Here is a 22,979-nt window from a genome sequence, read left to right as displayed (position 1 = left end):
TTTCATGGCACTGATCAAACCCTTCCGGGCACTGCGCCCGCCCAAACCCCTGGCCGAGAAGGTCGCAGCGCTTCCCTATGACGTCATGAACGTCGAGGAGGCGAAGGCCATGGCTGCGGGTAATCCATACAGTTTTCTTCATGTCTCCCGTCCCGAGATTGATCTTTCGGCGGAGGTGGACCCCTACGCCGAAGATGTTTACGTGAAGGGGCGCGAGAACATGCAGCGCTTCATCGCCGAGGGAACTCTCATCCAGGACCGGGACGAGTGTTACTACGTCTACCGCCAGAGGATGGGGGCCATCGAGCAGACGGGCCTCGTGGTCTGTGCCGGGGTGGACGATTACGAGAGCGGCGTCATCAAGAAACACGAGCTGACCCGGGCCGACAAGGAAGAGGACCGGGTCAGGCACATCGATTACCTGGATGCCAACGACGAGCCGGTGTTTTACACCTACCGCAACGACCCCTCCATAACCGCCATCGTGGCCGGCGTGGCTGCCGGCGAACCGACATACCACTTCACCACCGGCGATGGAGTCATCCACACCCTCTGGATCATCAGCGACCGGGCGGTCATCGATGACCTCACGACGCGGTTTGCCGCCATCGAAACCCTCTATGTCGCCGACGGTCACCACCGTAGCGCTGCTGCCGGCCGCGTGCGGGAACTGCGGCGCGCCGCCAATCCCGGCCACACGGGGAAAGAGGAGTACAACTGGTTCCTGACAGTCATCTTCCCCGACAGCGAGATGAACATCATGCCCTATAACCGGGCGGTGAAGGACCTGAACGGCCACTCCGTCGCTGAACTGATGGCCCGCATCGGCGAGCGCTTTGCCGTAACGCCGGCTGCCACGGGATTCGCGCCGTCCCGGCGCCACGAGTTCGGCATGTACCTGGAGGGGCGCTGGTACCAGCTCGTTGCCAAGCCGGGAACCTTCGACGAGGGGGATGCAGTGTCGCACTTGGATGTCTCCATCCTCCAGAATAACCTTCTGAGTCCGATTCTCGCCATCCGCAACCCCCGCACTGACCAGCGGATCTCCTTCGTGGGGGGAATCCGGGGAACCGAGGAACTGGAGCGGCTCGTGGATGGCGGGGGCTACCGGATCGCCTTTTCCCTCAATCCCACCTCCATGGAAGAGCTCATGCAGTTGGCCGATGCCGGGCAGATAATGCCCCCCAAGTCCACCTGGTTCGAGCCGAAACTGCGTAGCGGGCTCTTTGTTCACCAGCTCTCGTAGCTCCAGGGGGGGGATGACCGTGACGCGCGAGCGGCTTTTCTGGCTCTTCAAAAGCGAACCTTCCTGTTTCTCCTTCGATGACTTGAAGGCGCGCCACAACGGCACCGAGCACTGGGATGGGGTGCGGAACTTCCAGGCACGAAATCTCTTGCGGGACGAGATCAAGCCCGGTGACGGAGTTCTCTTTTACCACAGCAACATTCCCGAGCCCGCCATCGTCGGCATCGCCGAGGTGGTGAGCGAAGGCTATCCCGACTGGACGGCACTGGACCCGTCGGCCGAACACTTCGACCCCCGGGCGAGCAGGGACAATCCTGTCTGGTACATGGTTGACGTGAGGTATGTCCGGCCCCTGAAGCGGCCGGTAACCCTTAACGAGATGAAGACACATCCAGAACTGTCCGGCATGGTGCTTCTCAAGAGGAGCCGCTTGTCGGTCCAGCCGGTGACGCACCACGAGTGGGAATACATCCTCCGCCTGGGCGGAATTGATTGAAGCAGGGAGGTTTACGTGAGATCCGTTGAAAAGTTGCTTGTTCTGTTTCTCTTTGTCACCGGGGTTGCAATTGCCGCGTGTTCCGATAAGGACGCGAAGTCTTCGGGGGAGACCAAGCCCGCCGCCGTTTCCACGGCGCCGGCTGGAGCCGTCACGACACCGTCGGGGCTTTCCTACGTGGATCTCGTTGTCGGCAACGGCCCCCAGCCCACGTCGGGCAAGCCCGTGAAAGTTCACTATACCGGCTGGCTCGAGAATGGCACCAAATTCGACAGCTCCGTCGATCGGGGCGAGCCCTTTGTCTTCACCATCGGCGCCGGCGAGGTGATCCCCGGCTGGGACGAAGGGGTGATGACCATGAAGGTCGGTGGTAAACGTCGCCTCATCGTGCCGTCTAAGCTCGGCTATGGCACTGCCGGTGCCGGTGGCGTGATCCCCCCCAATGCTACCCTTATTTTTGAAGTGGAACTTCTCGACGTTTCAAAATGACACCAACTTATGCTTTGACGCGATGGGGCGCATAGTTGGTTTGCCAGGGAGGGCATATGCGGGTTTTTATTGCCGTATTTGTGTTGTTGTCGGCGTCTGCATGCTACGCAGCCGGCAGCAAGAGTATTACCTATTATCTTGATGGCGCAAGAGTTGACGAGGTGTCCGTGGTTGCCAAAGGGTATGCGGAAATTCTCTTGCCGGCGGCATCTTCACCGGAATCACTGAGAATCAAGCCGAGCGGCGGAAACTCGATCCTTCGGGTAGACATTCAGGATGCCCGTCCAAACCCCAAGCATGAGAAAGAGCTTCTGGCTCTCGCCGAACGTAAACGGAGGCTTGAAGATCGACTTCGGGCCCTTGCCGTGCGTGAGGAAATTTTCAAGGCGGCGGCCAAGTCCCAGAGCAGCAAGGCCCCTCGCAAGACCAAGACGAACCCGGAGCCGATGGAGACCATCCGCAAGGGGACGGGATTTGCCGTGGCACAACTTGAGGACGTCTACCGGGCGCGTCGCGATGCTGAGGATGGCATAAAAGACGTCGAGGCACGGCTCACTCTGCTGAAAAAAGAGGCCGATATCGGAAGACGCGTCGTCCGGGTCTGGGTCGCCGGTAAGGGGCGTGTTATCTCAAGTTACTTGGTGCCGGGTGCGGGGTGGACTCCTGCCTATGACTTTCGGCTGGACGGCAAAGGGACCATGGATGTCACGATGCACGCCCTCTTTCCCCGGCCGGACAAAGGAACCACCGTCACGGTGTCTGCCGTTCCCCTCTCTGCTGCAGGTGAGGAATCTCCCCGTATCCCTGTAGGCGCCCCTTTCGGAGAGGTTTTGCGGTTCCGGTGTCCCGTAGAGCGCGAGAGCAGCGGACGTCTGCTGTCGGAAGGGACGGTGTTTTCCTTTACAAACAATTCAACCCGCCCCCTCCCTTCTGGAGAAGCCGCCGTTTTCAGACTTGGAGAGTATCTCGGCAAGGCGACGTTCAATGGGCTTCAGCCGGGCGCACAAGGGGAAATTGCAGTAGGAAACGGCGTAACTGCCGCGCAGAATTGAAGGTTCTGGATCATTCGAAGCACTAGTACTCTGACATTGATGGCAGATCTATGGAGAGCGACATGAAAAGGACATTCAGGGGCGTTACGTATTTGATCGCGGGGCTTGCAGTTGGAATCTTCCAGGGGTGTGGCAGTAAATCATCCACGACGACTTACCCTACCTCTACGTCTACCTATTACACCCATTCCGCGGCGTTCAAGGCATATTCAACCCCCTTTGGCACGTACAGCACCCATAATCTCTTCGCGTGGGGGAACAACGCCTTTGGTCAACTCGGAATCGATTCGACGTCTACCGCTACGAGCCCCGCTGCAGTGGCAACCCCGTCCCGGTTCGCCGGTTTTTCCATCGGTTCGAACCATACCCTTGCCTTTGTCCCGTTCCGCAACACGAGTTCCGTCTGGGCGTGGGGGTACAACGGCTACGGTCAACTGGGCAACGGGACCTCGGGAAGCTCGAACAGTTCCTCCATACCCCGCGGGATTTCCGGCCTTCCCAACGTCACGGCGGTGGCGGCGGGTGGTTACCATAGTCTGGCCATTGCGAACAATGGTAGCCTCTATTCCTGGGGGAGCAACAGTAACGGGCAGCTCGGGATCAACAAGGGGGGGGATGCTTCTTTGCCGCAACCTGTCTGGGACCTGATTGCAGGCGCGGCGCCCTTCGGCAACGTAGCACGGATTGCCGCCGGTGGTCTCCACAGCATTGCCCTGAAGACGGACGGCACGGTCTGGACGTGGGGAAGCAACAACAATGGTCAGCTTGGTCTTGGTGATACGTCTGATCGGATTGCACCGGTTCAGGTCACTAATCTTCCTCCGGGACGGGTGAAGCTCATTGCCGCTGGGGGAGCATTCAGCGTGGCGGTGACAGGTGACGACAGAGTGTATGTCTGGGGATACAACGGATTCGGCCAACTGGGGCAGAATCCGACCCCGGCTGCGCCGGCTGCTGCCGTTCCGTTCAGCAGCAACCCCCAATTGGTCACGATTTCCGGTTTTTCGGGCACCATCAAGGCCGTCGCGGCGGGGCTCGACCACATCCTCATTATGAACAATCAAGGGACGATCTGGGCCTGGGGATACAACGGCAATGGGCAATTCGGGAATGGGGTTACGGCCGATATCAACTATACCCCGACCCTGATCGGAACATTTGACAGTACCCTGCAGATTGACGGCTTAAGTCCCATCCTTGCCATTGGACATCACTCTCTTGCCTTTCAGGGGCGACACCTGAAAGCGTGGGGTGATAACGGATCGGGACAGCTTGGAAACGGGTCGTCCACCAACAGCAGTACCCCCGTGGCGGTGACCGGTTTCTAACGATTCAGGAGTCACAACCACCTTGGCCCATGGTGACGTAAGGCCGCCCCATCAGTGAATTTTGCTGCTGGTGAATGGCGTGTGCGATACACCCCTTTTTGCTTGACGGGGGAGACATTGTTCGGCTATACAGGCAGTTTGGATTATGGCCAGTCTGGCCCGTGAAAGGAACGACGCAGGCGATGGAAGAATTGAGTGAACTGTTGCTCCAGAGGCGGCGCAAGGTCGATGCCCTCTGGGAGGCGGGGATCAATCCCTACCCCAATGACTATAAACCCCGGCACACGTCGGCGGACGTGGTGGCTGCGTATGGCACGTGCGAGACGATCGACGAGGCGGGGGCAGACTCCTTCGTTGTGGCCGGTCGGATCATTGCCCGCCGCTCCTTCGGCAAGGCCGCCTTTATCCAGCTCCAGGACCGCAAGGGGCGCATCCAGCTCTATGTGCGCAAGGACACTCTCGGTGACGAAGCCTACGAAGCCTTTGAGTCCTTCGACATCGGCGACATTATCGGCGCCACCGGTACCCCCTTCCGCACCAAGACCGGGGAGCTTTCCCTTAACGCGAGCGAGGTCAGGCTACTCACCAAGTCGTTTCTTCCTCTTCCGGAGAAATTCCACGGCCTCACCGATGTTGAGACCCGGTATCGCCAGCGCTACGTTGACCTGATCGTGAATCCCGAGGTGCGGGAGGTCTTCATCAAGCGCTCCCGGATCGTCAACCTGATCCGCGAATTCATGGTGCGTCACGACTTCCTTGAAGTGGAAACGCCCATGATGCAGCCGATTCCCGGAGGAGCCACGGCCCGTCCCTTCGTTACCCATCACAACGCCCTCGACATGGAGCTTTTCCTCCGCATCGCGCCGGAGCTCTATCTCAAGCGTCTGGTGGTCGGAGGGTTCGAGCGGGTCTTCGAGATCAACCGCAACTTCCGCAATGAGGGAATCTCGGTACGCCACAACCCCGAGTTTACCATGATGGAGTTCTACCAGGCCTACGCCACCTTCGAGGACCTGATGGATTTCACCGAGGAACTTCTCTGTCACGTGACCCAAGAGGTACTCGGAACCCTCGACTTCTCCTACCAGGGGATAGAGATCAGCTTCCAGCGCCCCTGGAAGCGGCTTACCGTCAAGGAGGCGATCCTCGAGTACGGCGACATCGACGCCAAATCCCTCGAAGATCGCGACCTGGCCTATGCCTACGCCCAGAGCATCGGGCTCGACCTGCCGGCCGACGTGGGCTACGGCAAGCTTATCACCGAGATCTTCGAGGAGGTGGCGGAGGCAAAGCTGATCCAGCCCACCTTCATCACCGCGTATCCCACCGAGGTGTCGCCCCTTTCCCGCAAGAGCGACAAGGATCCCGATATTGTCGACCGTTTCGAGTTCTTTTGCGCCGGCCGCGAGATGGCAAATGCCTTCTCGGAGCTCAACGACCCCGTGGACCAGAAAGAGCGCTTCCTGGGTCAGGTTGCCCAGAAGGCCAAGGGAGACGAAGAGGCCCACTACATGGACGAGGACTATATCCGTGCCCTTGAGTACGGCATGCCTCCGACGGCTGGAGAAGGGATTGGTATCGACCGCCTGGTAATGCTCCTGACTGATTCCCCGTCCATCCGGGATGTCATTCTCTTCCCGCAACTTCGCAAGGAGAAATAACGGGATTCCGCAAGCAGATCGAGAATCAGGGGCCTTCTGCCGGTCCCTGATCCCCGGTCGCCGGTCCCCGGATCCAAAATGTCCTACGAGCTCTTTATCGGCCTCCGCTACCTCAAGGCAAAGCGGAAGTCGACCTTCATATCGATCATCACCTTTATCTCCACCGCCGGAGTCGCCCTCGGGGTAATGGCCCTCATTGTCGTCTTGGCGGTCATGACCGGCTTCGAGGAGGATCTGAAGGAAAAGATCCTCGGAACCAACGCCCACGTGGTGGTCCTGAAGTCCAGCGGCACCATGGAAGACTATCCCGCCATCATGGAGCGGCTCAAGAAGATGAAGGGGGTTGTGGCCGCTACCCCGTTCGTTTACAGCCAGGTAATGCTTTCCACCGGCTCCAATGTCTCCGGCGTGGTGCTCCGTGGCATCGACGTCAAGACCGATCCTCTGGTGACCAATCTTCACCGATCACTTGTGGAGGGTAAGCTCGGAGACCTTGAGCGTTTACCCCTTCCTCTCGCGACCCGGGAGCCTCCCAAACCGGGCATCATCATCGGCCGGGAGCTTGCCCGTTCCCTCAATATTTACCCTGGCGACACGGTCAACGTCATTTCGCCCCTCGGCAACATAACACCACTCGGCATGGTCCCGAAGATGAAACAATTCCGTGTCGTGGGGCTCTTCAATACCGGCATGTTCGAGTATGATTCCACCCTCGCTTATGTGGGACTCTCCGAGGCCCAGGAGTTCCTCGCCCTCGGTCATGCCGCCACCGGCATTCAGCTCCGGGTGCAGGACGTCTACAGTACCGGAGAGTTGGTACGGAAAATCGACCGCGAACTCGGCTTTCCCTTCCATGCACGGGACTGGATGCAGATGAACAAGAACATTCTTTTTGCGTTGAAGACGGAAAAGATGGTAATGTTCGTCATTCTGACCCTGATCGTACTGGTCGCTGCCTTCGGCATTGCCTCGACGCTCTTTATGGTGGTTCTGGAAAAGACGAAGGACATTGCGATCCTCAAGTCCATGGGGGCCACGGGGCGAAGCATCATGAAGATTTTCGTGCTGGAGGGTCTCATCATAGGGATCTCCGGGACTGTCATCGGTGTCATCGGCGGCCTCCTTGTGGCCTACAATCTAGAGCCGATCGTTGGCGCCGTGCAGAAGGTGACCGGTTTCGAGCTCTTTAGTAAGGATGTCTATTATCTGGACCATTTTCCTTCCCGAGTGGTCCTCTCCGACGTTGTCCTGATCTCTGTGACGGCGGTACTCATATCGCTCGTGGCGACCCTCTATCCGTCCTGGCAGGCGTCGAAGCTGCCGCCTGCGGAGGCGCTGCGCTATGAGTAGTCTCCTTGAGGTGACGGACCTCACGAAGGGTTATGGTTCCGGGGAAACCCGGGTCGATGTTCTGAAGGGGGTAAGCCTGGCTGTGGCCGAAGGCGAAACCATCGCCCTCGTCGGGGCTTCGGGGACGGGGAAGAGTACGCTTCTCCACATTATGGGAACCCTTGATCGGCCGACTTCGGGCAGTGTGCGCTTCGGGGGGGAGGATGTCTTCCGGTTGGGTGATGCGGCCTTGGCCTCGTTCAGAAACCGCTCCATCGGCTTTGTGTTCCAGTTTCATCATCTGCTCCCGGAGTTTACGGCCCTTGAGAATGTCATGATGCCGCTGCTCATTGCCGGCGTTAAGCGCTCCGATGCCGCAGCGCCGGCCAGGGAACTCCTTGGGGAGGTCGGGCTTGCACATCGTCTTACCCATAAGCCGGGCGAACTCTCGGGAGGGGAACAGCAGCGGGTCGCCATCGCCAGGGCGCTGGTTCTCTCTCCAAAGCTTCTTCTGGCTGACGAGCCGACCGGCAACCTCGACATGAAGACCAGCGACGAAGTGCATGAAACCCTCGAGCGTGTTCACCGGAAGCGGGGGGTTACGCTCGTCATCGTTACCCACAACGAGAAACTTGCATCCTGCATGGGGCGAACGGTCCGTCTGGTGGACGGCCGGGTCATTGCAGATTAGCGCAATCGGCGCATTTACAGCTGTACATTCCATTCTCCCGGGGGAGAAGTGATTCGGTTACATGCAACTAGAGCTGGTATCGCGGCGGCAGTCGTTCTCGCTGCCCAAGGGGCCTTTGCCGAAGGGGAGAAAATCTCCGACGTTCAGGTGAGGGGCAACCGGAGAATCGACGCTGCGGCCATACTCAATGCCGTTACGCTGAAGTCGGGCGACCTTTTCTACGTGGAGAAGGTAGACGCGGACATCCGTGCCATCTATCGCCTGGGGCAGTTTCAGGATGTGAAGGCTGACACGGAGAAATCGGACAGCGGCGTTGTGCTCGTTTATACGGTCGTAGAGAAGCCGATCATTCGCGAGATCAAGATCGACGGGGCAAAGCAAATTTCCACCGATAAGGTGAGAGAGGCCCTCGGCCTGAAAACCAACACCATATTTTCGCAGAAAGAACTGACCCAGAGCACCAAAAAGATTAAAAAACTCTACGCCGACGAGGGGTATTACCTAGCCGAGGTCGATGTAAAGGGCGAGAAACGTTCCGGTAACGACGTCAGAGTGGTCGTCACCATCACCGAAGGGGAAAAGGTCCTCATCAAAGCGATTCGGTTCGAGGGTAACAAGGCCTTCACCGACAAGAAGCTCCGTGGCGTCATGGAGACCAAGGAGAAATGGTTCCTGTCCTGGCTCACCGGCGCCGGAACCTATAAGGACGAAGTCCTCAAGAACGATGTGAATCTCATTGCCGACCTCTACTTCAACAACGGCTACGTGAACGTGAAAGTTGGGGAGCCCGACGTTAAGATCCTGGAGGACCGCAGCGGTCTTGCCGTTACCATCGGCATCACCGAAGGGGACCAGTACAAGACCGGTTCCATTGGGTTCAAGGGCGACCTCCTGGAGAAGGAGGATGTACTCGCCCAGGGGCTTCGAATCAAGACTGGAGAGACGTTCAACCGCGCTAACCTGCGGGCTGACGTGCTCGCTCTCACGGACCTCTATGCCGACAAGGGGTATGCCTTCACCAACGTTACCCCCCTTTCCAAGATAAACACCGACAAGAAGACCGTTGACATAACCTTTGATTTCGAGAAGGGGGAAAAGGTTTTTATCGACCGGATAAATGTCATCGGCAACACCAAAACCCGCGACAAGGTTCTGCGTCGAGAGATCAAGCTTGTTGAGGGGGATGCTTACAGCAGCACCGGACTCAAGAAGAGCAAGCAAAGTCTCATGAATCTGGGATTTTTCGAGGAAGTGAACATAGCCACCGCGAAAGGGAGTGCCGACAACAAGCTTGATGTGAACGTGGAGGTGAAGGAGAAGCCGACCGGAACGTTCAGTATCGGCGCCGGTTACAGTTCCCTCGATGGTCTCATCGGCCAGGGCTCGGTTTCCCAGGGGAACTTCCTGGGCCTTGGTCTCAAGGCGAACCTCGCCGCCTCCATCGGCGGCAAGTCGTCCACCTATAACGTGGGGATCACCGATCCCTACTTCCTTGACACCCGCTGGACGGTGGGCGCCGACCTCTACCGCACCGAGCGTGACTACCTCGACTTTACGCGGCGCGCCACGGGTGGCGACATCAAGGCTGGGTATCCGTTGAGCGACACCATGCGGACCCTCTGGATGTACAAGTACGAGGATAAAAAGATATTCGACGTCAATGTGTCGAGTGAGGATATAATCCCCGAAACCACGTCCACCACCAGCTCCATCACCGCGAGTCTCACCCGTGACACCACCGACTACCGGCTCGACCCGACCAAGGGGATGGTGAACAACATCTCCATCGAGGTTGCCGGTTTGGGGGGCACCAGTCGCTTCATCCGCTATTTCGGCGACACATCATTGTTCTTTCCCATGAAGTGGAACACGGTCCTCAGTCTGAGGGGCGCTCTCGGTTATATTCAAGGTATCGGCAAGGATGTACCCATCGACGAACGTTTCTTCGCCGGCGGTATCAACACGATCCGCGGTTATGAAGGACGGAGTATCAGCCCTGTTCGTTACTCCACGTCAACGAGCAATGTCCAGGGGACAGCTACCACTTCTCGTGCTTTCATCGGCGGTGACAAGGAAGCCATCGTTAACCTGGAGTATACGTTCCCGCTCCTCAAGGATGCCGGGCTCAAGGGAGTGACCTTCTTTGATGTGGGCAACGTTTATGACAAGGGTGACACCATGTTCTCCAGTTTCAGGATGAGCTATGGCGCAGGTATCCGCTGGGTATCGCCGCTTGGACCGCTTCGCCTCGAATACGGCATTCCCGTCAACCCCCGCGATGGCATCGACAAGGCCAGCGGCCGGTTCGAGTTCTCCATCGGAAGCTTCTTCTGACAACATACGGGCGCTCTGCCCATACGATCTGATTCGCAGTATTACGGCACGAAAGGAAGAAACAATGAAAAGATTCGTTACGGTTGCATCCATCGTGGGGTCTCTGGTGCTCGCTTCCGTGGCCTTTGGGGCTGACGGCGGCAAACTCGGCTATATCGACATGCAGAAGGCGCTCAATCTCTCCGAATCCGGCAAAGAGGCCAAGGAGCAGCTTGCCGCCAAGGTCAAGAAGTATCAGGACGAGATCAATACCAAGCAGGAAGAGCTTAAAAAGCTCAAGGATGACTTGGAAAAACAGAGTGTTCTCCTCTCCGAGGCTGCCCGCAGCAACAAAGAAAAGGACTACCAGCAGAAACTCAAGGAGTTCCAGCGGTTCACAAAGGACGCCCAGGACGAGCTCCAGACCAAGGACGAGGAGTTCACCAAGAAGATCATCGAAGAGCTTGAGAAGGTCGTTCAGGATTTCGGCAGGAAGAACGGCTACTCCTTCATTTTTATCCGGAATGAGGGGATGATCTATGTGGATGACAAGGCCGACGTGACCGACGAAATCCTCAAGCTCTTCAACGCGTCACGGAAGAAGTAGCCCATGGCGGTCTCGCGAACCCTCAGGGAACTTGCCGAATACCTCGGCGGCACCGTTGCCGGTGACGAGTCCAAGACGATCTCCGGCGTTGCGAGCCTTGACGATGCCGCTGATCACCAGATTACCTTCCTCGCCAATCCCCGCTATGCGCCAAAGGTTGCCACAACCGGAGCCGGCGCAGTGGTGCTGCCGCCGGGGGCCGAGCGCCACGGCAGAAACGCGATCCACGTGGCGAACCCCTATCTTGCCTTTGCCAAGCTTCTCACGCTGTTCCATGTTGCTCCACGGGAGCCCCAGGGGGTCATGGAGGGGGCACTGCTCGGCCGGAACGTCACTATGGGGAGCGACGTCACCATCTATCCTGGGGCCTTCGTGGGAGATGGCGTAACGCTCGGGGACCGGGTAACGATTTTTCCGGGTGTAGTCATCTATGAAGGGGTCAACCTAGGCAGCGATGTTACGCTCCATTCCAACGTTGTAGTCTATCAGGGGTGCCGTATCGGGAATCGGGTCACGATCCATGCCGGTACGATTATCGGTTCCGACGGTTTCGGTTACGCCCCGGACGGCGACGGCTTCTACAAGATTCCCCAACTGGGCATCGTCATCATCGAGGACGATGTGGAAATCGGCGCCAATACCACCATCGACCGGGCAGCCCTTGCCGCCACCCGGATTGGCCGGGGGACCAAGATCGACAACCTCGTCATGATCGCTCACAACTGCGTTATCGGCGAGAACTGTACGATTGTCTCCCAGGTGGGTATTTCCGGCAGTACGAAGCTCGGCAGGCGCGTGACCCTCGCCGGCCAGGTAGGCGTTGCCGGGCACCTGGAGATCGGAGACAACGTCATGGTAGGGGCCAAGTCCGGCATCCCTGGCAATGTTCCTGCCGGTTCCATGGTGAGCGGCATGCCGGCCTTCAACCATCGGGATTGGCTTCGTGTGTCAGCGGTGGTGCCGAAACTTCCCGAACTGAAGAAGACGATCGCCGAACTGGAGAAACGGGTGAGGGAACTGGAAGAGAAGCAAGGAGCGTGATAATGGAAACTGTCTTCGATATTAATGAAATCATGAAGATTCTCCCCCACCGTTACCCCTTTCTCCTGGTGGACCGGATCGTGGAGCACGTGCCGGGAGAACGGATCGTGGGGATCAAGAACGTTACCATCAACGAGCCTTTCTTCCAGGGGCATTTCCCCGGTCATCCCATTATGCCGGGAGTGCTGATCGTCGAGGCCATGGCCCAGGTGGGCGGTATCCTTGCCTATATGGCCTCGGACGACGAGGTGCGGAAGAAAGTCTGCTATTTCGCGTCGATTGACAACGTGAAGTTCCGTAAGCCGGTGCTGCCGGGAGACCAACTGCGGATCGAAGTTACGGCAACCGGGTGCAAGCGCGGCATCTGGTGCTTCAGCGCCAAGGCCATTGTCAAGGGGAAGGTGACGACAGAGGCGGAACTCAAGGCCACCTTCGCCGACAAGGACAGGTTGTAACAATGATTCATCCCACGGCAATCGTACACCCCGATGCCCAGGTGGCCGAAGGGGTCGAGATCGGCCCCTATGCCATCATCGGCGAGCATGTCAGGATCGGCCGCGGGTCACGGATCGGCGCCCACTCGGTCATTGACGGCTGGACTGATATTGGCGAGGAGTGCCAGATCTTTCATATGGCGTCTGTTGGTGGAATCCCCCAGGACCTCAAGTACCGGGGGGAGGAAACCTGGCTCCGGATCGGCAATAGGAACATCATCCGGGAGTTCACGACCCTCCAGCCGGGAACGGTGACCGGTATCGGCGAAACGGTGATCGGCGAGGGAAATCTCTTCATGGCCTATTGCCACGTGGCCCATGACTGCGTTGTCGGCAACCGGGTCATCATGGCCAACGGATCGACCCTGGCGGGGCACGTGGTGGTGGAGGACTTTGCCATTCTTGGCGGGCTCTCCGCCGTGCACCAGTTCACGCGGGTTGGCGAGAGCGCCATGCTCTCCGGAGGCGCCATGGTGGGCCAGGATGTCCTCCCTTATACCATTGCCAGCGGCAACCGGGCCACGTCGGCGGGGCTCAACACCGTCGGCCTCAAGCGGCGAGGCTTCTCCCCGGACACAATCAGCGCCGTAAAGAAGACCTATCGTCTGATGCTCCGGTCGGGGTTGCGGCTCGACGAGGCCATTGCCCGCATTCGGGAAGAGGTTCCCATGTCTCCCGAGATCGTTCACTTCATCGAGTTCGCGCAAAAATCGGAAAGGGGTATCTGCCGATGACGGAAAAGATTCGGACAGCGGTGATTGGTGTTGGCTATCTGGGCCTCTTTCACGCGGAGAAATTTGCCCAGCTCCCCGATTCGGATCTGATCGGCGTGGTTGACACCAGCAGACCCCGGGCGGAGGAGGTGGCCGCCAAGGTGGGGACGACCCCTTACACCGATTACCGGGACCTGCTCGACAAGGTCGACGCTGTCAGCATCGTGGTTCCGACCCAGTTCCACTTCGAGGTGGCGCGGGCGTTTCTGGAGCGGGGCGTTCACGTCCTCCTGGAGAAGCCGGTCACGACCACCGTTGAAGAGGCGGATGAGCTCATCCGGCTTGCTGAAGAGAAGGGCGCAGTCTTCCAAGTGGGGCACCTGGAGCGGTTCAATCCGGTGATCGTGGGTCTGAAAGGGCTTCTGACCGGCCCCCGCTTCATTGAGTCGATCCGGATCGCTCCCTTCAAGCCCCGGGGAACCGATGTGAACGTGGTTCTTGATCTCATGATCCATGACATCGACATCATCCAGACCATCGTCGGCTCGCCGGTGAAGCAGATCAGCTCCATTGGCGCCCCGGTCTTCACCGACGAGGAGGATATCGCCAATGCCCGCATCCAGTTCGAGAACGGCTGCGTGGCCAACGTCACCGCCAGCCGCATCAGCCTCAAGAGCGAGCGGAAGATGCGGATATTCCAGGCCGACTCCTACATCTCCGTCGACTTCCAGAACAAGAAGCTGGCGGTGTTCCGCAAGGGGAGCGGAGAAATGCTTCCCGGCGTTCCCAAGGTTGACATGGAGGAGAAGTCGTTCGACCAAGGGGATGCCCTGAAGGCTGAAATCGCCTCGTTCCTGGAGTGCGTCCGGACAGGGGCAAAGCCGGTGGTATCCGGACAGGACGGCAAGAGGGCGCTGGAAACCGCAATCAAAATCAGCAATAAACTGTGAGGTAGTCATGAATATTCCAATGGTGGATTTGAAGGTGCAGTACCTAGCAATAAAAGAGGAGATCGACCGGGGCATTCTGGAAGCCCTTGAGAAGACCCAGTTTATTCTCGGTCCCAATGTGACGGCGTTCGAGGAGGAAGCGGCCGCGTTTCTCGGCGTGAAGCATGCGATCGGCGTTGCCTCGGGGACCGACGCCCTCCACCTGGCCCTTGCCGCTGCAGGGATCACGGAGGGTGATGAGGTCATCACCTCTCCCTTCACCTTCATCGCCACCGCCGAGGCGATTCGTTACGTGGGGGCCACGCCGGTCTTTGTGGACGTGGACCCCAAGAGCTTCAATATCGATCCTGCCAGGATCGAGGCGGCCATTACCCCCCGGACCAAGGCGGTCCTTCCGGTTCACCTCTTCGGCCAGCCGGCGGACATGGATGCCATCCAGTCCCTCTGCACCAAGCACGGCCTTTTGATGATCGAAGACTGCGCCCAGTCCTTCGGCGCCGACGTGAAGGGGCGCATGACCGGTACCTTCGGGGCGCTGGGGGCCTTCAGCTTCTTCCCCAGCAAGAACCTGGGATGCTATGGCGATGGTGGCCTTGTCACCACCTCCTGCCCGGAACTGGCCGAGCGGGTGAAGGTGCTCCGCAACCACGGGAGCAAGGTTCGCTACCATCACTCGGTTATCGGCTACAACAGCCGCCTTGACGAGATCCAGGCCGTGATTCTGCGGGCGAAGCTCAAGCACATCTGCGAATACAGCGAGGGGCGCCGCCGCGTGGCCCACCTTTACAGCGAACTGCTGGCCGGCACCGGCGCCACCCCTCCCTTCGAGGATGGCAAGGGGACCCATGTCTACCACCAGTACACGCTTCTCACCGATTGCCGCGACGCCATCATGAAGGCCCTTACCGACGCGGGGATTGCTTCGGCGGTTTACTATCCGATCCCTCTTCACAAACAGGATGTCTTTGCCGCCGACTACGCGGGCGTTTCGCTCCCCGTGGCCGAGGAGGTGGCATCCAGGTGCATGTCCCTTCCCATCTTCCCTGAGATGACCGAAGAGCAGGTGCGCCGGGTCGTGGATGTGGTGAAGTCGGCTCTCAAGGCATAGCCGGAAGCAACGCTTTCGTGCAGAAAGGGAGAGACGCCCCCCGTGGGCGTCTCTTTGTATTCGTATGGGTACAGCTCCGAACAAACGCGTGATGATCGTGGCCGGCGAGGCTTCCGGCGACCTTCACGGCTCGAACCTGGTGAAAGAGGCCCTACGCCTCGATCCGACGCTCTCGTTTTTCGGCATCGGCGGCCCGCACATGCGGGCGGCTGGGGTGGAGACCGTTGTCGATTCTTCGGAAATGGCGGTGGTGGGGCTCGTGGAGGTGCTTGCCCACTTCGGTGTCATCTACAAGGCATACGCTACCCTCAAGCGCCTCATCACGACCAATCCGCCGGATCTCCTGATCCTCATCGACTACCCTGATTTCAACATGCTCGTGGCAAAGGTGGCGAAACGGGCCGGGGTCAAGGTCCTCTACTACATCAGCCCCCAGGTCTGGGCCTGGCGGACGGGGCGGGTGAAAAAGATCGCCCGGCTTGTGGACCGGATGGCGGTGGTTTTCCCTTTCGAGGTTCCCTTTTACGAGAAGGCGGGGGTGCCGGTATCCTTCGTGGGACACCCCCTGGCGGATCGCGTCTCCCCCTCAATGAGCCGGAGCGATGCCTTGGCCGCCTTTGGGCTCGATCCTTCCCGGCGGGTGGTGGGGCTCTTTCCGGGGAGCCGCCGGGGGGAGATCGCCCGGCTCTTCCCCCTGATCCTGGAGAGCGCGAAGCTTCTGCGGGACCGTTACCCTGGCATCCAGTTCATCCTTCCCCTTGCATCGAGCCTGACCGATGCCGACATCGCATCCCAATTGGCTGAGTCGGGCCTGGAGGTTGTCGTGGCCCGGGACAAGGTCTACGACGTGATGCAGGTCTGTGATGCCATCGTGACGGTATCCGGGACGGTTACCCTGGAAATTGCCCTCATGGGGGTACCGATGGTGATCATCTACACGGTATCCCCCTTGACCTACGAGGTTGGGAAACGTCTCATCCGGGTCGATCATATCGGCATCTGCAACATCGTGGCGGGAGAACGGGTCGTGCCGGAGCTGATCCAGGACGAGGCAACCGCCGAGCGGATCGCCGGGGAGATCGGCCGTTACCTGGATGACCCTGCCCATGTCGGGAAAACCCGAGCCGGGCTTGCCATGGTCAAGGAAAAACTCGGGTCGGGCGGCTGCTCGGAACGGGTGGCGGGAATCGTCCTCGAGATGCTTGGAAAGTAGAGATAATGGAATCCTTCAAACGCCTCTTACGCTACAGCAAACCTTACTGGTGGCGCATTGCCTTCTCCATGGCGGCTTCACTGTGTGTCGGCGGAACCGACGCGGCCATCGCCTGGATGGTGGAGCCGCTCCTCAAGAAGATATTCACCGAAAAGGACATGACGATTTTCATCCTCCTGCCCGTGGCGGTGATGATCGTCTTTGTCTTTCGCGGCGTTGCCCGCTTCGTCCAGCAGTACTACATCTCCACTGCGGGGCAGTTGGCGATCCAGGACATCCGCAACGAGGTATACCAGAAGCACATGGGGCTGCCGCTGCGCTATTTCTCCGACAACCCCACGGGGGTTCTCATGTCCCGGGTCATGAGCGACGTGGGGCAGATGCAGTCAGGAGTAGCCAACGTGGTGACGGGGCTTCTGCGTGACGGCGTGACGGCGGTCGGGCTCCTTGGCGTCATCTTTTACCGGAACTGGCAGCTGGCCCTCATCACCTTCATCGTCCTTCCCCTCACGGCCCTGCCGGCCCAGAAGATCGGCAAGCGGATCAAAAACCTGGCAAAGCAGTCCCTCGGCCAGATGGGGGAGATTACGAGCATCCTCCAGGAAACCTTCACCGGGATCAAGGTGGTCAAGGCGTTCCGCCTGGAGCGGCGTTTCATCGACCGGTTCAGCCGGACGAATCTCGGCCTCTACCATTACCTCAGAAAGAGCATCAAGTACGAGTCGCTCCATACGCCGATCATGGAGATTATCACCTCCCTCGGCGTGGCAGGGGTCATCTGGTTCGGGGGAAGCCAGGTCATGCACGGCCGCATGTCCGCGTCCGAGTTCTTCTCCTTCCTGACCGCCATGGTGATGCTCTACGGGCCGGTGAAGAAGCTGCTCAGTTCCTATAATACTGTCCAGCAGGCCGTGGGTGCCGCGGAGCGGGTCTTTGAAGTGATCGACCACAGGGCCGACATAGAGGACCCCGCCGAGCCGGTGGAGATGGGGCCGCCCCAGGGCTCCGTCGAGTTGCGTAACGTTTCGTTCCGATACCACGACGAGGAAGTCCTGCGCAATGTGTCACTCGTGGCGGGAAGGGGCGAGGTGGTGGCGCTGGTGGGCCCGTCGGGCGCGGGAAAGACGACCATCATGTCACTCATCCCCCGCTTCTACGACGTTACCGGCGGCGTGGTTCTCGTCGACGGGGTCGACGTGCGGCGGACGCGCCTGGATGATCTTCTGCGGCACATTGCCCTGGTAGATCAGGAAACGGTTCTCTTCAACGATACCATTGCCAACAACATCAGGCTCGGCAACTCTGACGCCCCAATTGAGATGGTGGAGCGGGCTGCCCGGGCCGCCTTTGCCCATGACTTCATCCTGGAAATGCCGGAAGGATACGATACGAACATCGGCGATCGGGGGGTGCGGCTCTCCGGGGGGCAGCGCCAGCGGCTCTGCATCGCACGGGCCATCCTCAAGGATGCGCCGATCCTCCTCCTGGACGAGGCCACCAGCGCCCTCGATACCGAGAGCGAACACATGGTCCAGCAGGCCCTTGCCAATCTCATGGAGAACCGGACCACCCTCGTCATTGCCCACCGGCTTTCCACCGTGCTCCATGCGGACCGGATCGTGGTCATCGACAAGGGTGAGGTGGTGGAAGTGGGGACCAACGACGAACTCCTGGCCCGCGGCGGCCTCTACCGCAAGCTCTACGATATGCAATTCAGTTAGGTACCGGGACCGGGTCCCAGGGGCTGGGGCTAGGGTCCTGCAACTGGCTGTGAGGGGCAAAACGATCCGATGTTGTTGATGATCTATGACATACTGCTGTTTCTGTTGGCTCCCGTGATCCTTATACACCATGCGTGGCGGACGGTGAGCCGGGGGAGAAGTTTCGCCGGTTTCGGGGAGCGGTTCGGGCGCATAGCGCCGGAGAGCCTCACACGGGTTGCCGGCAAGGGGCCGATCTGGGTCCACGCGGTGTCGGTGGGGGAAACCATGGCGGTGAAGCCGCTCCTGCGGGAGCTGAAGCACCGCTTTCCCGAACGCCCCCTCGTGCTGTCATCGGTGACGGAGACTGGGCGGTCGGTGGCAGTCACCATTCCCGAAGCGGATCTGGTGATCTACTTCCCCTTTGATTTCGGTTTCGCCGTTGCCCGGGCGCTTCGACTCGTCTCCCCCTCGCTGATTATCGTGGTGGAAACCGAGATCTGGCCCAATTTCCTCCGCCACGCCCGTCGGATGAAGATTCCGGCAGTCATGGTCAACGGCCGCATCTCGGACCGTTCCTTTCCGCGCTACCTCCGGTTTTCCCGTTTTTTTGCTCCCATCCTGAACAACCTGTCAGCACTCTGCATGCAGAGCGACGAAGACGCCCGTCGCATAATCGCCGTCGGAGCGCCTGCGGAGCGTGTCCACGTAACGCGCAACCTCAAGTACGATCTGCCTGTTAAATCGCTCACGCCGGCAGAGCGCCAGGAACTGCTCCGCAGCTACCGGTTGCCGGCCGACACCCTCATAATCACTGCCGGGAGCACCCATCCCGGGGAAGAGGCGGCGGTTGCGGATATCTATGCCCGTCTCCTCGGGGAGCGATCTGACCTCTTTCTGGTTCTTGTGCCGCGTCACCCGGAGCGGGCAGCCGAGGTTGGGATCCTTCTTGAGGGGAGAGGGATTCCCTTTATCCGCCGTTCCGCCCTCGACACGGCACAGGAACAGCCGCGTGGCGGCGTTCTCCTGGTGGACACCATCGGAGAGCTGATGAAGCTCTACGCCCTGTCGGATGTGGTCTTCGTGGGAGGGAGCCTCGTCCCGGTGGGAGGGCATAACCTCCTGGAGCCGGCGTCGGTGGGGGCGCCGGTCCTGTTCGGCCCCCACATGCACAATTTCCGCCAGATCACGGCCCTCGTGCTCGATGCCGGAGCGGGAGAGCAGGTCGACGACCATGGGGCGCTGGAAGCGACCCTGCGCCGTCTGTTGGCCAATGAACCCGCCCGCCGGTCCATGGGGGAGAACGGCATCCGCCTCATGGCGGACCAGGGTGGCGCAGCCGCACGGCATCTGGAGATCATCGGACCGCTCATTGAGCGAGGTGGCGAGGTAGCTGGATAGCACATGTCACTCGAAGGATATTTCAGAAACCTTGTTACCGGCAAGCGGAGGGGGATGCTGGATCGCCTGGTCCTGGCACTCCTCGCTGTTCTTTCCGTCCCCTACGGCCTGGTTGTGCGGATGCGGGCACTCGCCTATGGTGCGGGGATTTTCCGGGTGAAGCAGCTCAATCGTCCGGTCATCTCCGTTGGCAACCTCACCGTGGGCGGCACCGGCAAGACCCCCATGGTGGCGCTTGTCGCTCGTCTGCTCATGGCGCGGGGGAAACGGGTGGCGGTCATCTCCCGGGGCTATGGTGGTTCCTTGGAAGGAGGGACGCATATTGTCTCGGACGGTCAGAGGGTCTTTCTCTCCGCCGCCGAGGCGGGCGACGAGCCGGTGCATCTTGCCACGGCGGTGCCGGGGCTCATGGCGGTCATCGGCACCGACCGTTACGCTGCCGGGCTCCTGGCCCAGGAGCGGCTCAAACCCGATGTATTCATCCTGGATGACGGCTTCCAGCATCTGCGGCTTCACCGGGACCTGAACATCCTCCTCATGGACTGCCGCGCACCCCTCGGAAACGGCTTGGTCCTGCCGGCGGGTTTGCTCCGGGAACCGCCGTCGGCCCTCACGCGGGCTGACCTGGTGGTCTACACCCGGTGCACCGGTGCCGAGGCGCCAGCGGTTCACGGCACCATTTCATCCTGCCGGGCCGGTCATGTGCTGGCTGGGATGGAACTCCTCCCCGGCGGTGAGCGGCAACCCTTCACCACCCTGCATGGCCGCAGAGGGGTTGCCTTTGCCGGTATTGCCGATCCCGACGCGTTCTTTGCCTCACTCCGGGAGGAAGGGGTGGACCTTGCCGCGACGGTTTCCTTTGGCGACCACTCCCCCTATGGTGAGGAAGAGGCGGAACGGCTCATGGCGACGCGCCGCACGGCCGGCGCCGATTTCCTGATAACCACCGGCAAGGATGCGGTCAAGCTCGGCCCGCTCCTGGAGCGTCTGGGAAGTGTCTACGCGGCGGTTCTGGAGATGCGGCTTACCGATCCTCTCCCCCTCGAAATCGCCATCGACAAAGTGCTTTAAAAGGAGATGCTCTCTATGGCATTATCAAGCGAACTGCTCAAGATTCTCGCCTGCCCGCGGTGCAAGGGGGAAGTGCTCCTGCTGGAAGACGAGGATGGGCTTGTCTGCAACGCATGCCGGCTCGTCTATCCGGTGCGGGACGGCATTCCGGTCATGCTGGCGGACGAGGCGGAAAAAATCGGGGAATCGGGGAAGAACGAGTAGTGACCGGCGGCAAAACGGCTCTCGACAAATCGGCTGTACGCACCATTCTCGTCAGGGCGGTGAACTGGCTCGGCGATGCGGTCATGACCACCCCCGCCCTCCGGGCCATTCGGGAGTCGTTTCCCGACGCGCGAATTACAGTACTCGCGAATCCGCTCGTGGCGGAGCTTCTTGCCCACCACGAAACGGTCGATGCAGTTCATGTCTATGACCGGAAGGGGAGTCACGCCGGCCTCCGGGGAAGGCTCCGCCTGGCGCGGGAGCTGCGAGCGGAGCGCTTCGATCTTGCCATTCTCCTGCAGAACGCCTTTGACGCGGCGCTCATTGCCCGCCTGGCCCGGATTCCCCGGATTATGGGATACCGAACCGACGGACGGGGAATCCTCCTGACCCATGGCGCGCCGGTGACACCTGAAATCAAGCAGCTCCACCACGTCGACTATTACCTCGCCATGCTCTCCCGATTCGGCATTGAAACCGGGGACAAACGCCTCTCCCTGACGGTCACCCGGGAGGAGGATGAGGACGCGGCCCGGCTTCTCTCAGAGGCGGGGATCGCTGCGGGTGATTTCGTCATCGGCATCAACCCCGGCGCCACCTACGGCTCGGCCAAACGGTGGTATCCTGAACGGTTTGCGGCCGTTGCCGAAACTTTGGCTTCCCGCTGGGGAGGGAAGATGGTCATCACCGGCGGAGGGGGCGAAAAGAATATCGCGGACGAGATTGAGGGAGCCCTGGGGGGACGCTGCCTCAACCTGGCGGGGAAAACCACCGTCCGGAGCCTCATGGCGATCATCAAGCGGTGCGATTTCTTCGTCACCAACGATTCGGGGCCGATGCACATTGCGGCAGCCTTCGGGGTTCCCCTTGTGGCGATTTTCGGTTCCACCGACCATACGACCACGTCGCCCTTTACGGAGCGGGCAGTGGTCGTGCGCAGCCAGGCCGACTGCGCCCCGTGCCTGCTGCGGGAATGTCCCAGCGATCATCGCTGCATGACGGGCGTTTCGGTGGACGATGTTGTGAAGGCAGCCGAGCAGTTGCACCGCGCGCTGGTTGTTCAGGCGGAGGCGAAGTGAAGATCAGCGCTGTCATCATTGCCAAGGATGAGGAGAAGCACCTCCCCGACTGTCTCGCCAGCCTCGACTGGGCGGATGAGATTGTGGTGGTCGATTCCGGCAGCAACGACCGAACTCCCGAGATCTGCCGCAGTCATCCGAAGGTCAGGTATTTCGAGCGGGAATGGGAAGGCTTCGGCAGGCAGAAGAACTTTGCCGTGGATCAGGCGGTGAACGACTGGGTGTTCAATATCGATGCGGATGAACGGGTGTCGCCCGAATTGCGCGCCGCCATTCTGTCCGCCGATCCTGCACGATTCGATGGCTTCCGGGTGGCGCGGGAGAACTATTTCGGCTCTCGCTGGATCAGGCACTGCGGCTGGTACCCCGACTACAACCTCCGTTTTTACAACCGGCAGAGGTGCCGGTTCGCCGAACGCCTCGTTCATGAAGCAGTGGAGTGCCGGGGACCGGTCGGCACGTTGCAGGGCAACCTGATTCACTATACCTATGAAGGAATTGGCGATTATCTTCGCCGGATGGATCGGTATTCGTCCCTGGCGGCCGAAGAGCTGGTTAAGTCGGGAAAGAGTTCGGGAGTGCTCGGACTTATCGGCCGGCCCCTTTTTACCTTCTTCAAGATGTATGTCCTGAAAAGGGGCATGCTGGAGGGGTATCATGGGTTTCTCCTTTCTGCCCTCTATGCGTGTTACACCTTCAGTAAGTACGCCAAGGCCATTGAATTGACCCGGAAAGTGTGCGACAGCCAACGGGGATGATCGTGCAGCCGGAGCCGGATCGAGATTTCGTTTGA

General features: G+C 59.9%; 22 protein-coding genes. All 22 read left to right on the top strand.

Annotated features, from left to right (window positions below):
* Positions 1 to 4 precede the first annotated feature (4 nt).
* Positions 5 to 1,246: a DUF1015 domain-containing protein gene (locus KI811_RS00610; RefSeq protein ID WP_214184551.1), complete on the top strand. Its 1,242-nt coding sequence runs from the start codon at positions 5 to 7 to the stop codon at positions 1,244 to 1,246.
* Positions 1,247 to 1,265: 19 nt separating this feature from the next.
* Positions 1,266 to 1,742, top strand: coding sequence for an EVE domain-containing protein (locus KI811_RS00605; protein WP_214185110.1), 477 nt, complete (start codon positions 1,266 to 1,268; stop codon positions 1,740 to 1,742).
* Between the two features lie 15 nt (positions 1,743 to 1,757).
* Positions 1,758 to 2,231 (top strand): FKBP-type peptidyl-prolyl cis-trans isomerase, encoded by a 474-nt coding sequence (locus tag KI811_RS00600; protein WP_214184550.1) that lies wholly within the window; start codon positions 1,758 to 1,760, stop codon positions 2,229 to 2,231.
* Between the two features lie 56 nt (positions 2,232 to 2,287).
* On the top strand, positions 2,288 to 3,283 hold the full coding sequence (locus KI811_RS00595) for a DUF4140 domain-containing protein (RefSeq protein WP_214184549.1): 996 nt from the start codon (positions 2,288 to 2,290) through the stop codon (positions 3,281 to 3,283).
* Positions 3,284 to 3,345: 62 nt separating this feature from the next.
* Positions 3,346 to 4,611, top strand: coding sequence for an RCC1 domain-containing protein (locus KI811_RS00590; RefSeq protein WP_214184548.1), 1,266 nt, complete (start codon positions 3,346 to 3,348; stop codon positions 4,609 to 4,611).
* A 182-nt stretch (positions 4,612 to 4,793) separates the two neighbouring features.
* A complete protein-coding gene (lysS, locus tag KI811_RS00585; protein ID WP_214184547.1) occupies positions 4,794 to 6,272 on the top strand; it encodes a lysine--tRNA ligase in 1,479 nt (492 codons plus the stop codon).
* A gap of 78 nt (positions 6,273 to 6,350) precedes the next feature.
* Complete coding sequence (locus KI811_RS00580; RefSeq protein WP_214184546.1) at positions 6,351 to 7,622, top strand: lipoprotein-releasing ABC transporter permease subunit; 1,272 nt, start codon at positions 6,351 to 6,353, stop codon at positions 7,620 to 7,622.
* Positions 7,615 to 8,292 (top strand): ABC transporter ATP-binding protein, encoded by a 678-nt coding sequence (locus KI811_RS00575; RefSeq protein WP_214184545.1) that lies wholly within the window; start codon positions 7,615 to 7,617, stop codon positions 8,290 to 8,292. The genes KI811_RS00580 and KI811_RS00575 overlap by 8 nt, the downstream gene beginning before the upstream one ends.
* A 48-nt stretch (positions 8,293 to 8,340) precedes the next feature.
* Complete coding sequence (gene bamA, locus KI811_RS00570; RefSeq protein WP_214184544.1) at positions 8,341 to 10,626, top strand: outer membrane protein assembly factor BamA; 2,286 nt, start codon at positions 8,341 to 8,343, stop codon at positions 10,624 to 10,626.
* A gap of 64 nt (positions 10,627 to 10,690) precedes the next feature.
* On the top strand, positions 10,691 to 11,212 hold the full coding sequence (locus KI811_RS00565) for an OmpH/Skp family outer membrane protein (protein ID WP_214184543.1): 522 nt from the start codon (positions 10,691 to 10,693) through the stop codon (positions 11,210 to 11,212).
* Between the two features lie 3 nt (positions 11,213 to 11,215).
* Positions 11,216 to 12,253 (top strand): UDP-3-O-(3-hydroxymyristoyl)glucosamine N-acyltransferase, encoded by a 1,038-nt coding sequence (gene lpxD / locus KI811_RS00560; protein WP_214184542.1) that lies wholly within the window; start codon positions 11,216 to 11,218, stop codon positions 12,251 to 12,253.
* A gap of 2 nt (positions 12,254 to 12,255) precedes the next feature.
* Complete coding sequence (gene fabZ, locus KI811_RS00555) at positions 12,256 to 12,708, top strand: 3-hydroxyacyl-ACP dehydratase FabZ (RefSeq protein WP_214184541.1); 453 nt, start codon at positions 12,256 to 12,258, stop codon at positions 12,706 to 12,708.
* Positions 12,709 to 12,710: 2 nt separating this feature from the next.
* Complete coding sequence (gene lpxA / locus KI811_RS00550) at positions 12,711 to 13,481, top strand: acyl-ACP--UDP-N-acetylglucosamine O-acyltransferase (RefSeq protein ID WP_214184540.1); 771 nt, start codon at positions 12,711 to 12,713, stop codon at positions 13,479 to 13,481.
* Positions 13,478 to 14,410: a Gfo/Idh/MocA family protein gene (locus tag KI811_RS00545; protein ID WP_214184539.1), complete on the top strand. Its 933-nt coding sequence runs from the start codon at positions 13,478 to 13,480 to the stop codon at positions 14,408 to 14,410. Before lpxA ends, KI811_RS00545 begins: the two co-directional genes overlap by 4 nt.
* Before the next feature lie 7 nt (positions 14,411 to 14,417).
* Complete coding sequence (locus tag KI811_RS00540) at positions 14,418 to 15,518, top strand: DegT/DnrJ/EryC1/StrS family aminotransferase (RefSeq protein WP_214184538.1); 1,101 nt, start codon at positions 14,418 to 14,420, stop codon at positions 15,516 to 15,518.
* Between the two features lie 64 nt (positions 15,519 to 15,582).
* On the top strand, positions 15,583 to 16,731 hold the full coding sequence (gene lpxB, locus KI811_RS00535; RefSeq protein WP_214184537.1) for a lipid-A-disaccharide synthase: 1,149 nt from the start codon (positions 15,583 to 15,585) through the stop codon (positions 16,729 to 16,731).
* A 5-nt stretch (positions 16,732 to 16,736) separates the two neighbouring features.
* Positions 16,737 to 18,452, top strand: coding sequence for an ABC transporter ATP-binding protein (locus tag KI811_RS00530; protein WP_214184536.1), 1,716 nt, complete (start codon positions 16,737 to 16,739; stop codon positions 18,450 to 18,452).
* A gap of 69 nt (positions 18,453 to 18,521) precedes the next feature.
* Positions 18,522 to 19,832 carry a 3-deoxy-D-manno-octulosonic acid transferase gene (locus tag KI811_RS00525; RefSeq protein ID WP_214184535.1) on the top strand — a complete coding sequence of 437 codons (1,311 nt, stop codon included), beginning with the start codon at positions 18,522 to 18,524 and terminating at the stop codon, positions 19,830 to 19,832.
* Between the two features lie 3 nt (positions 19,833 to 19,835).
* Positions 19,836 to 20,903, top strand: a complete 1,068-nt coding sequence (lpxK, locus tag KI811_RS00520; RefSeq protein WP_214184534.1) for a tetraacyldisaccharide 4'-kinase — start codon at positions 19,836 to 19,838, stop codon at positions 20,901 to 20,903.
* A 15-nt stretch (positions 20,904 to 20,918) separates the two neighbouring features.
* A complete protein-coding gene (locus KI811_RS00515) occupies positions 20,919 to 21,107 on the top strand; it encodes a Trm112 family protein (RefSeq protein ID WP_214184533.1) in 189 nt (62 codons plus the stop codon).
* Positions 21,107 to 22,186, top strand: coding sequence for a lipopolysaccharide heptosyltransferase II (waaF, locus tag KI811_RS00510; protein WP_214184532.1), 1,080 nt, complete (start codon positions 21,107 to 21,109; stop codon positions 22,184 to 22,186). The genes KI811_RS00515 and waaF overlap by 1 nt, the downstream gene beginning before the upstream one ends.
* Positions 22,183 to 22,944 (top strand): glycosyltransferase family 2 protein, encoded by a 762-nt coding sequence (locus KI811_RS00505; RefSeq protein WP_214184531.1) that lies wholly within the window; start codon positions 22,183 to 22,185, stop codon positions 22,942 to 22,944. Before waaF ends, KI811_RS00505 begins: the two co-directional genes overlap by 4 nt.
* Positions 22,945 to 22,979: the final 35 nt, after the last annotated feature.

Origin of the sequence: Geobacter hydrogenophilus (genome assembly GCF_018501225.1) — a bacterium.
In the GTDB taxonomy this organism is placed as follows: domain Bacteria; phylum Desulfobacterota; class Desulfuromonadia; order Geobacterales; family Geobacteraceae; genus Geobacter; species Geobacter hydrogenophilus.
The sequence above is the reverse complement of the archived record's forward strand: the minus strand, read 5'-3'. Positions and strand labels throughout refer to the sequence as shown.